Here is a 13,575-nt window from a genome sequence, read left to right as displayed (position 1 = left end):
CGCGGTTGTCAGGTAGTGAAAATACGTTTTTCTCTGCTCACAACTGGCTCCCTATTTAGGGAAGCGTACAAACTTGCCCGATGTGGCCCGGCAGGCGGGCCGGCCCACCAAATGGTCGGCCAAAACGGTGCTGGCCCAGGTGCTGATGCAGCGCGCCCGCTGGGCCGAGGCCCGGGACAAAGCCAACTAGGTGATTCGTTCCGGCAAGCATTCCCTGGTGCCGGTGGCCACCTCCGAGGACTTTCTCAAGCTGTACGGCGCCGATGTGAACCGCACCCCGGAGGAAATCTTTTACTTCAAGTTCACCCGAGTAGTCAACCAAGGGTTCAATTTTGTGACATTTTTGCACCACCCGGGCTCTCCTTACCTCAACGGTCGCGGCTTTTTTGCCCTTTACACCGACCCGACCCGCAACGCTACCATTCGGGGCTGGGACAACAACGACCTGCGCAAAACCTACAACCTTTACAACTGGAACATCGGCCTGGGCGCCACTTCCTTCTTAGACCGCAAGTTCCGCGACCTGGCTTCGGTCGACAACGCGGGCAACGCGAACGATTATCCGCTGTACCGCTACGCCGATGTGCTGCTCCTGTATGCCGAGGCCGAAAGCCGCGCGGCCGGGGCGCCAACCGCCGCCGCCGTGGAGGCCCTGAACCAGGTGCACCGCCGCGCCTACGGCCTGCCCGCCGCCACGCCCGCCCCGGCCGTGGACTTCCGCCTAGCCGACTACACCGCCCAGACGTTCCTGGACCTAGTGGTTCGGGAGCGCGGCTTCGAAACCTTGTGCGAGGGCAAGCGCTGGCTCGACCTCAAGCGCCTGGGGCAGACCACCCGCTACGTTTAAGCCGCCGAAGGCAGGACCGTGGCTGCCAACTTTCTGCTGTGGCCCATTCCCGCCTCCGAGATGAACAACAACTCGGCCCTGGACCCCACGCGCGACCAAAACCGGGCTATTAAACGGCGGCAGACTAAATCGCAGCGGCCGGAGTGCCAATGGTTCATTCTCACACCCCGGTACGGGGATGCGGAAATGAGCCATTGGCACTCCGGCCTTTTCCTTCTATTTGCTCGCCATTATTAATTATTATTTCCTACCTGACTATGCTACGGCTCGGTATATTTTGCGGTATTCCCGAGGATTCAGGTTAAATTTTTCCCGGAACTGCCGGTTAAAATTAGATAGGTTGCTGTAGCCACTATCGTACGCGGCCTGCATAACAGTCATATCCTTACTGATAAGCACATTGGAAGCATGATTGAGGCGCATTTCAATAAGGAAGCTATAGAAAGTACGCTTGGTGCATTCCAGAAAAAACCGACAGAATGAAGTACGGGTCATACATACCAAATCGGCCATTTCCTGAATGGTTATTTCCTTACGAAAATTTTCGGCGATGTAGCTGAATACTTTATCGAGCCGTTCAGCACCCAGCTTATTATTACCAACTATTAACGCATCAGAAATAAGCTGGTATTCTGAAGTTTCGGATAATATCTCTAGAATGTCCAGCAATAAAATCAATCTTCGCAAACTACTGACTGCCAACAGTCCGTGCATCTTATCAATTATAACCTCTCTGGTTTTACCGAAAAAATCTAGGCCGTGTCCGGACTTTTTTAAAAGGACTCTGACTTTTTTAAACTGCGGCAGCTGCAATAATCCTGGACCCAGAGATACATCGTTGAAATGAACGATTATCGACCTAGCACGAAGCGGAGAATCTTCGGTATAATATTCAATTGGGTTCTTATAAAGATGAGGCAGCCCCGAACCTAAGAGAGATAAGTCGCCATCCTGAAAATCGGAAACCGTATTACCAATAAACCGCTTACCATGACTCTGCTTTACCAGCACGAGTTCGTACTCGGGATGGTAGTGCCAGGGAGTGCCAAAATTTGGCAAATCAAAGGCTTTGGCGAAAAATGATTCGTCACCTTCCGGCAACAAATGCTCAAGCATCGGATTCATACCCGAATGTAGTGATGGTTAGCACTCGGGGACAACAATTCAGGCACTCTCGCCCGAGGCCGGAAATACGGCTCCGCCATCATTCCATCCACTGCCGAATCGGCGAGTATTTGTCTATAAATCAATGCTATTCAGGCGGATTTCCGAGCTTGTGGCACCACCTGAGCGGTAGTCAGCAGAGCTTCTATTTCTTCCAGCGACTTGCCTTTGGTTTCCGGGACCTTAGCTTTCACAAACAGGAAATACAGCAGGCAAATGGCGGCATGAATGGCAAAGGTGCCTGGCAGGCCCAGCCGCACCTGCATCACCGGGAACGATGCCGTGGCGACGAAGTTGGCCAACCACAGCGTGAGCGTGGCCGCGGCCATGGCGTTGCCGCGCACCCGGTTAGGGAATATCTCCGACAGGGCCACCCAGGTTACGGGGCCCAGCGTGGCCGCGTAGATGGCAATGAATCCCAACACAAAACTCAGCACCCAGCCGCCGGGCAGCCGGAAATAAAACGCCAGCGCCAGCGCCGCCGCATCGGCGCACAGCAGCGCAGAACCGTAGAGCAGCAGCTTGCGGCGGCCGATACGGTCGACGGTGCCGATGGCGACGAAGGTGAACACAAAGTTGATGAGTCCTAGAATCACCGATTGCAGAAAGGCGGTATCCTGGGGCATGCCGGCCTGCTGAAAAATCTCGGGAGCGTAGGAAAACAGCGAGTTCTGACCGTCGGCCTGCGAAAAAATGGCAATGGCCGCCCCGATGAGCAGGATGGGCACCATGTCCTTGCGGAACAAATCCCGGACGTGCTCCTTCACCTCGTGCGCAAAGCTTTGGGTGATGCTATCGGCCTCGGCCTGCGCGTAGTTGGGCCCCCCGATGCGCGTGAGCACGGCCAGCGCCGCAGCCCGCTGCCCTTTGCGAATAAGCCAGCGAGGGCTTTCGGCCACCGCGAAAAGTCCTCCGAAAAACAGCAGCGCCGGCACGGCCTGCGACGAAAACATCCAGCGCCAGTTGTCGGGGCCAATGTCCAGCAGGAAATAATTCGATACGTAAGCCAGCAGGATGCCCAGCGTGATGGCCAGCTGATAGCACGCCACCAGCCGGCCCCGCAGCGCCGGCACGGCCACCTCGGCAATGTACATGGGGCACACCAGCGCGGCCGTGCCCACGGCCACGCCACTCAGCATCCGGAACAGCACGAACCACGTGAAACTACTGGCCCAACCCGTGCCCACGCCTGATACCGCAAACAGCAGCGCACAAATCAGGAGGAGCTTCTTGCGGCCCAGACTATCGCTCAGCTTGCCCGCCAGCAGCGCCCCCACTGCCGAGCCAATATTGATGCAGCCCACTGCCCAACCCGTGCCGTACTCATCCAGCTGAAAATGCTGGCTGAAAAACCGGACGGTGCCGGAAATAATCGACAAATCGAAGCCAAACAACAAGCCTCCCAGGGCCACAACGGCGCTGACCAGGTAGATGTAGCCGAAATTGTAGTCGTAAGTAATACGTGGCTGGGAGGACGTGTTCGGCGATGGAACGAGGATGGGCATTGCGGGTGGGATGGGGTGGAGAAGAGCGAAAGTTGTACTGAGCGGAGCGGTCGGATGCGGCGCTTATTTCAGGCTGACATCCGTTTCCTTGCTCAGGAAATCGGCACCGGCCGCGATACCAGCGGCCTCCGCTTGCAACAGCCCCTCATCGGGAACTACTTCCAGGGGGGTAATGCAAGCGGTCGACTTCTCGTTGTAGGGCACGTTGGACTGGCGGTTATAGGCCGAAATCAGCGACCAGCGTGACTGTTCCGACTCGTTGGCTGCCGAGCGGTGCAGGAGGTTGCTGTGGAAAAACAGGGTGTCGCCGGGCTCTAGCTCGACGTACACCAGCTCCATGGTTTTCAGTGCTAAATCAACATAGCGCTGCGAGGCCCCGACCTGCTCGCCCGCCGTGCCGTGCTCGACCCGGCCCAAGCGGTGGGAGCCTTTAATCACCTGCAGACAGCCATTTTCCTGGGTAGCCTGCGTGATGGCTACCATCACAGAAATCATTTGGTCGGGCAGCAGAAATTCGTTTTTGTACCAGTAGCCGTAGTCCTGATGCCATTCCCAGGCCCCGCCCACGCGTGGTTCCTTTTGCATCAGTTTGGAGTGAAAATGACAGACCGGCGCGGTGCCATCGAGCAGCTGATTTACAGAGTTTACCATGCGCTCGCTGCGGGTTAGCAAGCCGTAGATATCGTCGCCGGGTGTAAACCACAGGGCCAGCTTGGTACGCTTGCCGGACTGGTCGTTCAAGTCGTAGGAATTCTTGCTGATGGCTGAGTCCTCCGTTGCGACGCTGTGTAAGCGGGTTATCTCCTCTTCATTGAAAAGGCTGCGGATAATGAGGTACCCGTCGCGGTGGTACGTGGCAATTTGCTCGGCTGATAGGGTTGGGAACATGATGATAGGGAAAGCGAGGTTGGAGGAGCCCAAATGTAGCGGCCTTGCTTTCCGACAATTGACAGCAAATTGCCGGGTATTGATACTATATTTCCCTATTAGTCGTCTGGCCTATTTATCAGCTTACCTCACCTTGGCCATCCTCCAATCGAGTAGCCAAGCATAAGTAAGTGCGTCAAAAGCCCGTCATGCTGAACGGACCACAATGAGCCGTACTATTAGGGTATAAGCGAACGAAAAACCCCATCGGAGCCCCCAGCTGATTGGGGTACTCCGATGGGGTTTTGCTTCGCAATTCTGGCCACCACCAGCTACGCTAGGGCATAAACCCTGCGGCTGTTAGTCCACCACAATTTTTCGGCGGATACGCTCTTTCGCATTGCGTAATTCGATGATGTAGAGGCCCGTGCTCAGGCCGTGTATTTCCGTTTTGCCGCTGATTGGCAACGTCCGGACTACCCCACCCAACAGGTTGTACAGCACCGCCGTGCCGGGTTCTTCGGTTTCGACGAAGAACCGACCCTCCTGGGCTGGGTTTGGATACAGCTTGAAGCCGGTGGCCAGACGGCCCGGGCCAGCGGTGGACGACACCAGGGGTTGCACGACCACGCCGGTGAACACCGCCGGAGCCGAATTGTAGCTCGCGTTGCCCGCCTGGTTAGCCGTGATACCCACGGAGCCCGGCGCAAGGAAAGTAATGACGTTGCCGCTGATGCTGGCTATTGTGGGGTCGGAGCTAGTAAAGAATACTGGGTTGCCCGACGCCCCACCCGTTACGCCCGTGATGGTATAGGTTGTGCCAACGGTTTGGTCTGGAATATAGCCCAGGCCGAGAATATTCTGGTAAGCCTTGGCTGGGTCAAAAGTTACCCGAAAGGTTCGGGTAACGGGGAGGGCATCCTGGAACGTGCTATTCCCCGCCTGGGTGGCCGTGATGGTTACGGACCCCGGGGCCAGGATCGTGACATCGCGGCCACTCACCGTGGCCACGGCCGGATTGGAGCTGGTGAACACTATCGGGTTGCCCGACGCCCCGCCCGTTGCGGCCGCGAAGGAGTAGGTGCGGCCCACCCGCTGCGTGGGAATGGGCAACGGAATTCCGGTGATGACCTGGGGCGTTTTGGCGGGGTCGGCTACGACCCGCAAAACAGCCGTTTCCGCGGTGGCCGCATCGTAATCATCATTACCCTCCTGTTCGGCCGTCACGATAACAACACCGGGGGCGAGGCCCGTTATCACGTTGCCGCTCACCGTAGCCCGCGTAAGGGCGCCAGTGTTGTTTACACTATACGTAATGGGTTTGCCCGATGCCCCGCCCGTCACCCCGGCAATGGTGTAGGTGCTGCCCACTACTAAGTTGGGGAACGGTCCCAGGCCGGTAATGACCTGGGGCAGGCGGGGCAGTCCGATGTCAAAGGTTTGGCTGACCGGGCCGGCCTCCGCATAGAACCGCGTGCCGGCCTGCGAGGCGGTGATGGTGACGGCCCCCCGTGATACCATCGTGACGACGTTACCGCTGACGGTGGCAAAGCCAGGGTTGGAACTAGTGAAGACCACCGGGTTGCCCGATGCCCCGCCTGTCACGCCCGTGATGGTATACGTGCCGCCGACAGCTGGTTGCAGGGGAATGGGGCCAAAGCCGGTAATCGTTTGGGCCGTTTTGCTGGGGTTATCGACTATGGTTAGCGGCTGGCTCACGTTGGTGGCCGAGGTATAAGCCGCGTTACCCGCCTGCGTGGCGATGATGGTGGCCGTACCCGGCGCCACGGGGATGAGCACCGTGCCACTCACCGTGGCTACGGCCGGGTTGGAGCTACTAAAAACTACTGGGTTGCCCGAGCTACCGCCGGTAACCCCCGTGATATCATAGCTCAGCGTGGCGGTCGTCAGCACCGGGAGGGACGTGAAGCCGGTGATGCTTTGCGGAAGCCGACCGGTAGGAGCAGGCACGGCCTCGTTCTCGTAATAAAAGAGTTTCTGATAATTTTCGGATATAAACGCGTCGACATCGCCATCGTGGTCAAAGTCGGTGAACCGGACCAAAGAGCGGATGACGACATTGCTCAACCCGAAAGGGCTGGTACCGGTGGCCGTGAAAGCGGGCGCGGTGGCCGAACCCGTATTCCGGTAATACCGCACTTCCCCAGCGAGGTTGCCGATAAACGCGTCGAGGTCACCGTCCCGGTCCAGGTCTGCGAAAGTGGGTGTGCTTTGCCGACCTACGTTTCCCAGACCAAAGGGATTGATGACAACGTTCGCAAAGGAAGGGGCCGTAGCCGTACCAATGTTTTGGAAGTAGTAGGTATCACCGTAGAACGCGCCCACGAACAAGTCGAGGTCACCATCCCGGTCGATGTCGGCAAATGCTGGATTGGCGCCGCTCTCATATTGGTCGACATCAAAAATAGAACTGTAGCCTTGGATGATGCGCGGAAACGCAAGCCGAAACGGACTGGCAACGCCAGCACCAAAGGCAGGAGCGGTAGCACTGCCCGTATTCTCATAAAAAATCAATCCGTTGCTGAGGTCGGTACTCAGCAGAATATCCTGGTCGCCGTCTCCATCCAAATCGGCAATAGCCATCCCCCCGTAGTCATCCGAGGCTCGTCCCAGTCCAAAGGGATTGTCTATAGAAGCCGCAAAAACGGCATTCGTAGGCGTCCCAATGTTTTCGGTGTAAGTCACCTTCTCAAGCTGGACACGAAAATTGTCCAAATCGCCGTCGTTATCCATGTCAGCGAAATAGGCGTTGTGTCCACTCGATTCGAGACTACTACTTGGAATCCCGAAGGGGTTAAGCACTGCGGGCTTAAAAGCAGTTGGTTGAGCCTGGGCCTGCATCCCGAAGGTCGAGCAGACAAGCAGGCTGAAGAGGAACCCGGAGCGGGTGGCTTTCATGAGAATGAGAAAAACTAGGTATGACTTCGCCGATGGGTAAAACGCGTTTGCTTATGCCACAGCCAGCTACTGAAAAGCTGTGGCTGCGGCATAAGTAAACGTCTGCGCTACTTCCTTATTCTACTACCAGCTTGTGGGTGGCCCAACGCTCGCCGGCTTGCACCCGCAGCGTGTATAGGGCCGGGGGCAGGTTGAGCAGCGACACGCTGGTGCTGGCCGGCAAGGCCACTACCTGGGTACGCAGCACCCGGCCCAGGGCATCGGTCAGCGTGAGGGTCGCGGCCGAGGTACCGGACACGGCCGGGATACGTACCAATGCTTGCTCCCGCGCCGGATTGGGCCACAGGCTGCTGCCGCTCAGCTCGGTGGCCGTCGCTGAGGACAGGGCCGCCCCATCCTGGATGGAGGCCAGAAAGCCGCCACCACTCCCACCCACACCACTGATGGGAGGGAGGCTTCCGAAGCTAACGGAACCATTGGTGAAGGTCCCGGCTACGTACACATTTGAGCCATTCACCGCCACGCCAAAGGCGCTGTCACTGCCATTGTTACCGGCACTTTGCGCCCAGGCAAAGCTCGCACTTGGCCCCGCGTCCGTGAGCTTGGTTACGTACAGGTCTATGTTACTGCCAGGGCCAGTAGTAGTCAGGGTGGTAGTGCCGAAGTTGGCCGTACCAGTAAACTGCCCAGCCACATACACGTTCGACCCGCTCACCGCCACGGCATTAGCCCCACCACCGCTACTCTGGGTCCAGGTATAGCTACCGGTGCCGCCGAGGTCCACCAACTTACTCACAAACGTGCCGCCAACGCTGGTGAGGGTGGTAGTGCCAAAAGTGGCCGGGCCAGTAAAGGAACCAACCACATAAACATTACCACCACTGATAGCCAACCCACTGGGTCTATCAAAGCTGGGGCTACCAGCGCGTTGGGCCCAGGTGAAGCTGCCACTTGCGCCGGCATCCGTGAGCTTGGCCACAAAGATGTCTTCAGGAATGGAGCCGTCGGTAGGCGAAGGCGACCCACCATTGGCCAGGAGGGTAGTGCCGAAGCTCACTGTGGGGCTGGAGAAAGCCCCCGTGATATAGATATTATTACCATTCACCGCCATGCTGTTGGCAACTCTAGCATTAGTGGAGATGGTACTCTGCTGACTCCAGACGGGAGTCGCACTGGTGCCTGAATCCGTGAATTTGGACACCGATACATTATTGCCGCCGCTTGCTACGTATACGTTTGCTCCATTCGCGGCTACAGCGTTGAACTCATCGCCGCCACTGACGCCACTGCTTCTGGCCCAGACAATGCTGCCGGCATCGGTTAGCTTAACCACAAATCCATCTGTGCTGCCAACGCTGGCCAGAGTCGTGCCGCCGAAGCTGGCTGTACCACTAAAATAACCGACCAAGTAGATATTACTTCCGCTACTGGTTAATCCAATAGCCGCGTCAAAACCTGAACCACCAACATTTCGAGCCCACACAAAAGAACTGGTGGCCGGGCTCCACTTGGCTAGGAAGGCGTCGCCGCTGCCCGCGCTGGTCAGGGTGATGCTGCCGAAGGTAGCCGTGCTGGCCGCAAAATAACCGGTCACATACACGTTGCCCAGCGCGTCGGTCGCCGTCGCCGTGACATTGGTGATGTTAGGGCTGGGGGCGAAAGACACCGCGGCTTGCCAGGCCTGGGCGCGGGCTAATGGCTGGACCAATAAGCTGGTTAATAAGACAACCAACAGGCTCGCGGCTTGCCGGAAACTGAAGGAGAAAGTAAGAAGTGGGGGCATGAATGGGATATTGAATGATTAGGAAAAAAAGTAAGTAAGGAACAGCTTGCGGGCAATGACAACTGCCGGCAGTGGCGGCAGAAGACCAACAGTTAGGCTCCCCGCTAGCTTCGAGAAAGCTGGTAGCGGGGCCAGCGCTTGCGCACATCGGAGAATGGCGCAAAAGTAGACCGCCACCCCAGCCATCGCCATAGCTGTCAGTGCCCAAACAAGTCTGAAATCATGATTCCGGACTTGTTTCCTCGACTAGTGCTGCCGCATCGGGTAGAGCATTCTTCTTAAACTGACTGGGAGTAATACTGGTTAACTTTCTGAATACCTGATAGAAAGTAGAGGTAGCGCGGAACCCCGACGCCTGGCCAATGCCGTTATGACTCAAATGGTGGTACGCGGCATCGAGCAGCAGCCTTTTGGCTTCCGCCACCCGGTACTGGTTTACAAAATTGCTGAAGTTCAGGCCGGATTTTTCGTTGATGAGTAGCGACACACGCTTGTAGGACATGGCCACTTGGTCGGCCAGTGTCATTAGGGTGAGGTCAGGGTTTTTGTAGGCGCCTTGCGCCATGTATTCCGTGATTGTGGCGTAGTCCCGTTCCAGGCTCAAGTTCTCATCGGCAGTAGGGCCGTCGGTACTGGTTGGATGCAGGTTACTGGTCGCGGAAGTCGACTCACTGGCTGTAGCAACCAGTACAGCCTCCGCGCGCGGTTCAACGGCTGGTTCTTCGGTTTCCTCTACGGGGAGCACAACTGATGTGCTGCTTTGCCGTAGCCCAGAAATGGCTACCCAATAAATGCACCCAATGGACATTATCATATCCGCTAACATCAAGGTATCGTACTGGATTTGTCGGTTTATAAAATAACCCAACACCATTTCGACCGAATACAGAACCAACAATAGCCAAGCGGTGACTTTTATCCAGCCCAGCAGGCGCTGGTGCAGGTCGGCGTAAAAATTAGGCACCTTTTGTTGGTGCTGCTGAACCAAACGGATAAGCCGTAAGGCGTAAACAATATTGAAAACCTCGGCACTCAGGTTATATACCAGCACGAACCATCGCAGATAATACTTCTGCTTCAGGAATACAGGCTCTGGTAGACTAACGACAACCGCAAATAATAATAGATCTATTAAGGCTGGGGCCAGGTTCCGCCACACCGTACGAGGTGAGAGGGGGCCAATAAGACTGCGAGCATGGAGGTAAAATAGCGGTAGGACGGCAAAAAAGAATCCTATCGGTAGGTATGGCATACGTGGATACTGTTTCGATATCCCCGCATAATCCAGTAGCCAAGTGATAAAAGGTAGGCTGTAGTTAATCAAAAACAAGCCCAGCCACTTAAGGGGCCGGGCTTTACGATGTAGCGCCAGAAATACGACTCCCATCATCATTCCCTGCACTAAGCCCAAGCCAAATAGGAAGTTAGTTACTGTCGTAATAGAATACATGCGCGGCTTTGCTTTTTCACAAACTTACCCCCTGATAGGCAGAAGTGTTGTACTTATCACTCATTAGGTAAACCGCCGCGTCGGAGCCCACAAGGGTTTCCCGCAAACACCGGGCGCACAGCTACGTAACGGCGGACCCGATGGACTCTTAGGCCGCGTAAAATGGCGCGCATCTCCTGCCTAATTGCAGCGTATGTAGGACGCGGAAACTAGCGAAAAATTGCGTGCTGCTCCTATTACCATTGTATTTCCAAGGTCCGGCATAAGTCCTTCCGCCATCCCAATCCGCGCCAGGTATAAAACCTTTTCATTTCTCAATCATTTTTTACCTAACAGGTATAGAATGTTTTTATTTTCCAACTGTTTTATACCTACTAGGTAAAAAACTATTTTATTTGTCAATCATTTTATACCTACGCAGTAAAATGACTGGTTATACCCTTCAATTATTTTTCACCTCCTGATTTTTCCCTATGGCCCGCCCCTCCCGCCCTGCTACCAGCTATGAGGCCATTATACGGGCCCATTTTGGCTTGAGCATCCAGCAGCTGGCCCGTTGGCTGGGCGTATCGGTGGGGTTCATCGGGCACCTGGAGGCGGGCCGCAAATCGTTGTCCTTGCCGCTGGCCGAGCGCCTGCTGCCCCTGGGCCAACTGCTGCCGCCCTTGGGCCCCGCCCCGCCCGCGTCGCCCCCCCTCCCCGCCCCTCTGGTCGAGCTGCCGCCGACCACCACCGCCGCCATCCCGGCTTCTCTCGACCCTGAGCCCCTGCGCCGCCGGGTGCGCGCCTGCCGCCTGCAAGCCTTGGTGCTGGGCCAGCGCCTGGCCAAGCTGCATGCCACCGCCGCCGCACTGGCCCGCCGCCGCTGGGGCCTGGCCCAGCTCACGGCGGCCCCGCCACCCCCCGACCCCGCCGAAGCTGCCCGCTACGCCCGCTGGCTGACCGAGCTGGCCGAAGACCTCGCCCTGGCCGACCCGCAGCCCGTTGCCGCCGCCACCCAGCGGGTGCTGCTAGCCGTGCGCGTGGGCGCCCTGCAAGCCGAGGCCGCCGCCCTGGCCGGGCTGGGGTAATGCGGGGTATTCCATTATTGGGCTTTATGTTTGGCAATTGAGTTAGGTGGGCATACCACAACAAAAGGCCCCGAACAATCGTCCGGGGCCTCTTTCTTCAAGGTTGGCGTCCTGTTTCACTGCCGCCTAGTCGAGCGGCAATTGCCGGGGCAGGCGGGCAGCACTACTTAGTTCGCTGCACACTCGACGAGCCAAAAATGAACCCGGTCGCGGTTAGGCGCAGTTCTGGGGCGTGGGAGCGGGCATTGAGCCGGCCATGGATGCGCCCGTGCAGGGTGACGCGCTCGTCGGGGTACTGCTTGCCCATCTCGTAGCTCCCGTCCGCGCCCACTTTGGCGACCTTGGCGTCTACTTCCACGTTGCCCCCGAACTTGCCCGTGCGGCTGAGCACCGTTTCAGCATTAAAAATCACGTCCATCTCCAGGTCAAACTCATACACGTCTTTCCCGGGCGGGTAGTGAGAAGAAGCTAAGGAGCTGTGGGGAAAATTAAGCTGACAATTGCTGGGGCCGTTGGGCTGAAACTTGAGCTGCACGTCCTTGACCAGTTTTCCGGTTTTGGGGTCCAGACGATAAAGGGCCGTGAGCAGCAAATCCGGCACGCGCAGCACGTCGTTGAACGTGCCCAGGCTGTTAATGCCGGTTATGGTTTTGTGGTTGTAATACGGTTCCCCATCAGGGCGGTCGTACCAGGGGAGAAGTTCAACATTCATGTCGGAAAGGGTTAATGAGGGGTAACGTGAAGGTGCTCCAGCACTTTGAGGGAATCAATTTTGCGATAGATGTCGGCCCGCCAGGCGTCTTCGCTGGGGTAGCCTTTCAACGGGCCGTCGCTAGGTTTTTCCCAAGTCGAATCCTCGCCGGGGTAAATCACCGTCCCGGTGGACGGACGCTTGGCCAATCTAAGACGGGTTAGCTGCTGGCCGATGGCCATTTCGCGCCGGGTGCGGGCACTCCAGGAAGCTTTCGGTTCCGTGTCCACGGAGTCCAGGTAGCGCAGGTCGAAGTAGAGCGCCCCATCATGGTCCGGGGATAGGTTGGCACCCGGCGGACGTCCCGCCAGCGCGGCGGCCCGGTCAGCATCCGGGGTCGGCGCGGTTTCCGGCGCGGATTGGTGGCAGGCGGTGGCTAGGAGCAGGCCGGTGGCCCAGACCAAGTAGTGTCGCATAATGCAAGGGGAAAGGATGAGAAAGGAGCGCGGCGAAGGTAAGTAGCATATAGTGTTACTGCTTCTTTTCACGCGGCATGCCAGTCAGCCGGGGGCGGTGTGAGGGGTGAGCGAATGGGAGGGAGCGCGCATTGTGGCAAGTAGCTAGGGCATCTACGGCCGCCTATTCAGTACAAGTCAGCCATTTTGAGAAAATTCTGATAAAAAATATAATTACCTAAGCGCGACTACCAATTTTACTACCTACATTTAAACCGGCAATAATGCCATATCCTTTTCTTTTTTTACTCATTTATGCCGTTCCCCGTCAATCTACTCCAAACCTGGGCGCACTGCGACGCCGTGCTCACCGCGCTCAATCTAGAATTGCGCGTATTTAACGTCCGTGACTCCGTTCTGGACCTGCGCTCGGAGCAGGCCACCGGCCGGGCCAGCAACACGGCGACCGAGCGGCAGACCCTCACCGATACCATTGGACGGCTCACGCCGCTGGTGGCGGGCCTGGCTCCTGGTACCCCGGAGCGCCACACCAACGAGCGGCTGCTGAAAGCGGCGACTCGCCGGCTCGAAGACCTGAATGTGGTGCCGCCTACCGGCACGGCAGCCGCCGTGACGGCCTTCCTGCAAGCTGTTGATGTGCGCCAAGTGGAAGTACAGGTGCCGGAGCTGACCACGGCCATCGCCGAGGTTACTGCCCACCGGGCCACACTCTCGGCCTAACACCACCAGCCACCCCATCGCCAACAACCGGCCGGTAGCCTGCGCTACCGGCCGTTTTTGTGGGAGCCAGCTCGGTGGTAGGC

11 protein-coding genes are annotated in these 13,575 nt (G+C 57.3%); 3 read left to right on the top strand and 8 right to left on the bottom strand.

Annotated features, from left to right (window positions below; translation table 11 throughout):
* Positions 1–190 precede the first annotated feature (190 nt).
* Complete coding sequence (locus WX88_RS06530) at positions 191–847, top strand: RagB/SusD family nutrient uptake outer membrane protein (RefSeq protein ID WP_082115877.1); 657 nt, start codon at positions 191–193, stop codon at positions 845–847.
* Between the two features lie 255 nt (positions 848–1,102).
* On the opposite strand, the gene WX88_RS06525 is transcribed toward WX88_RS06530, so the two are convergent.
* From WX88_RS06525 to WX88_RS06500, 6 genes are all read right to left on the bottom strand, one after another.
* Positions 1,103–1,972 carry an AraC family transcriptional regulator gene (locus WX88_RS06525; protein ID WP_046243488.1) on the bottom strand — a complete coding sequence of 290 codons (870 nt, stop codon included), beginning with the start codon at positions 1,970–1,972 and terminating at the stop codon, positions 1,103–1,105.
* 131 nt (positions 1,973–2,103) lie between these two features.
* Positions 2,104–3,516, bottom strand: coding sequence for a sugar porter family MFS transporter (locus WX88_RS06520; protein ID WP_046243487.1), 1,413 nt, complete (start codon positions 3,514–3,516; stop codon positions 2,104–2,106).
* Between the two features lie 63 nt (positions 3,517–3,579).
* A complete protein-coding gene (locus tag WX88_RS06515; RefSeq protein ID WP_046243486.1) occupies positions 3,580–4,404 on the bottom strand; it encodes a phytanoyl-CoA dioxygenase family protein in 825 nt (274 codons plus the stop codon).
* Positions 4,405–4,743: 339 nt separating this feature from the next.
* Positions 4,744–7,302, bottom strand: coding sequence for an FG-GAP-like repeat-containing protein (locus tag WX88_RS06510; protein ID WP_082115876.1), 2,559 nt, complete (start codon positions 7,300–7,302; stop codon positions 4,744–4,746).
* A 115-nt stretch (positions 7,303–7,417) separates the two neighbouring features.
* Entirely contained in the window at positions 7,418–9,085 is a 1,668-nt protein-coding gene (locus tag WX88_RS06505; protein ID WP_046243484.1) for a T9SS type A sorting domain-containing protein, read from the bottom strand.
* Between the two features lie 220 nt (positions 9,086–9,305).
* Positions 9,306–10,487, bottom strand: a complete 1,182-nt coding sequence (locus WX88_RS06500) for a helix-turn-helix transcriptional regulator (RefSeq protein ID WP_231590650.1) — start codon at positions 10,485–10,487, stop codon at positions 9,306–9,308.
* Between the two features lie 521 nt (positions 10,488–11,008).
* Here WX88_RS06500 and WX88_RS06495 point away from each other — a divergent pair.
* Positions 11,009–11,605: a helix-turn-helix domain-containing protein gene (locus WX88_RS06495; protein ID WP_046243482.1), complete on the top strand. Its 597-nt coding sequence runs from the start codon at positions 11,009–11,011 to the stop codon at positions 11,603–11,605.
* Positions 11,606–11,768: 163 nt separating this feature from the next.
* Here WX88_RS06495 and WX88_RS06490 read toward each other — a convergent pair whose 3' ends face one another.
* Both WX88_RS06490 and WX88_RS06485 read right to left on the bottom strand, forming a co-directional pair.
* Positions 11,769–12,317: a hypothetical protein gene (locus WX88_RS06490; protein WP_046243481.1), complete on the bottom strand. Its 549-nt coding sequence runs from the start codon at positions 12,315–12,317 to the stop codon at positions 11,769–11,771.
* Between the two features lie 11 nt (positions 12,318–12,328).
* A complete protein-coding gene (locus WX88_RS06485) occupies positions 12,329–12,772 on the bottom strand; it encodes a hypothetical protein (protein WP_046243480.1) in 444 nt (147 codons plus the stop codon).
* 294 nt (positions 12,773–13,066) lie between these two features.
* On the opposite strand from WX88_RS06485, the gene WX88_RS06480 reads away from it, so the two are divergent.
* Entirely contained in the window at positions 13,067–13,492 is a 426-nt protein-coding gene (locus WX88_RS06480) for a hypothetical protein (RefSeq protein ID WP_046243479.1), read from the top strand.
* The last annotated feature ends 83 nt before the right edge of the window (positions 13,493–13,575 follow it).

It is taken from the genome of Hymenobacter terrenus (genome assembly GCF_000972495.1).
GTDB lineage: Bacteria > Bacteroidota > Bacteroidia > Cytophagales > Hymenobacteraceae > Hymenobacter > Hymenobacter terrenus.
Note: the sequence above shows the minus strand (reverse complement) of the source record. Positions and strands in the feature narration are given on the sequence as shown.

Excerpts from the sequence above, each read along its gene's own strand:
- WX88_RS06515 (WP_046243486.1), bottom strand. The coding sequence starts at position 4,404 with ATGTTCCCAACCCTATCAGCCGAGCAAATTGCCACGTACCACCGCGAC.
- WX88_RS06525 (WP_046243488.1), bottom strand. The coding sequence starts at position 1,972 with ATGAATCCGATGCTTGAGCATTTGTTGCCGGAAGGTGACGAATCATTT.
- WX88_RS06520 (WP_046243487.1), bottom strand. The coding sequence starts at position 3,516 with ATGCCCATCCTCGTTCCATCGCCGAACACGTCCTCCCAGCCACGTATT.
- WX88_RS06490 (WP_046243481.1), bottom strand. The coding sequence starts at position 12,317 with ATGAATGTTGAACTTCTCCCCTGGTACGACCGCCCTGATGGGGAACCG.
- WX88_RS06485 (WP_046243480.1), bottom strand. The coding sequence starts at position 12,772 with ATGCGACACTACTTGGTCTGGGCCACCGGCCTGCTCCTAGCCACCGCC.
- WX88_RS06505 (WP_046243484.1), bottom strand. The coding sequence starts at position 9,085 with ATGCCCCCACTTCTTACTTTCTCCTTCAGTTTCCGGCAAGCCGCGAGC.
- WX88_RS06510 (WP_082115876.1), bottom strand. The coding sequence starts at position 7,302 with ATGAAAGCCACCCGCTCCGGGTTCCTCTTCAGCCTGCTTGTCTGCTCG.
- WX88_RS06495 (WP_046243482.1), top strand. The coding sequence starts at position 11,009 with ATGGCCCGCCCCTCCCGCCCTGCTACCAGCTATGAGGCCATTATACGG.
- WX88_RS06480 (WP_046243479.1), top strand. The coding sequence starts at position 13,067 with ATGCCGTTCCCCGTCAATCTACTCCAAACCTGGGCGCACTGCGACGCC.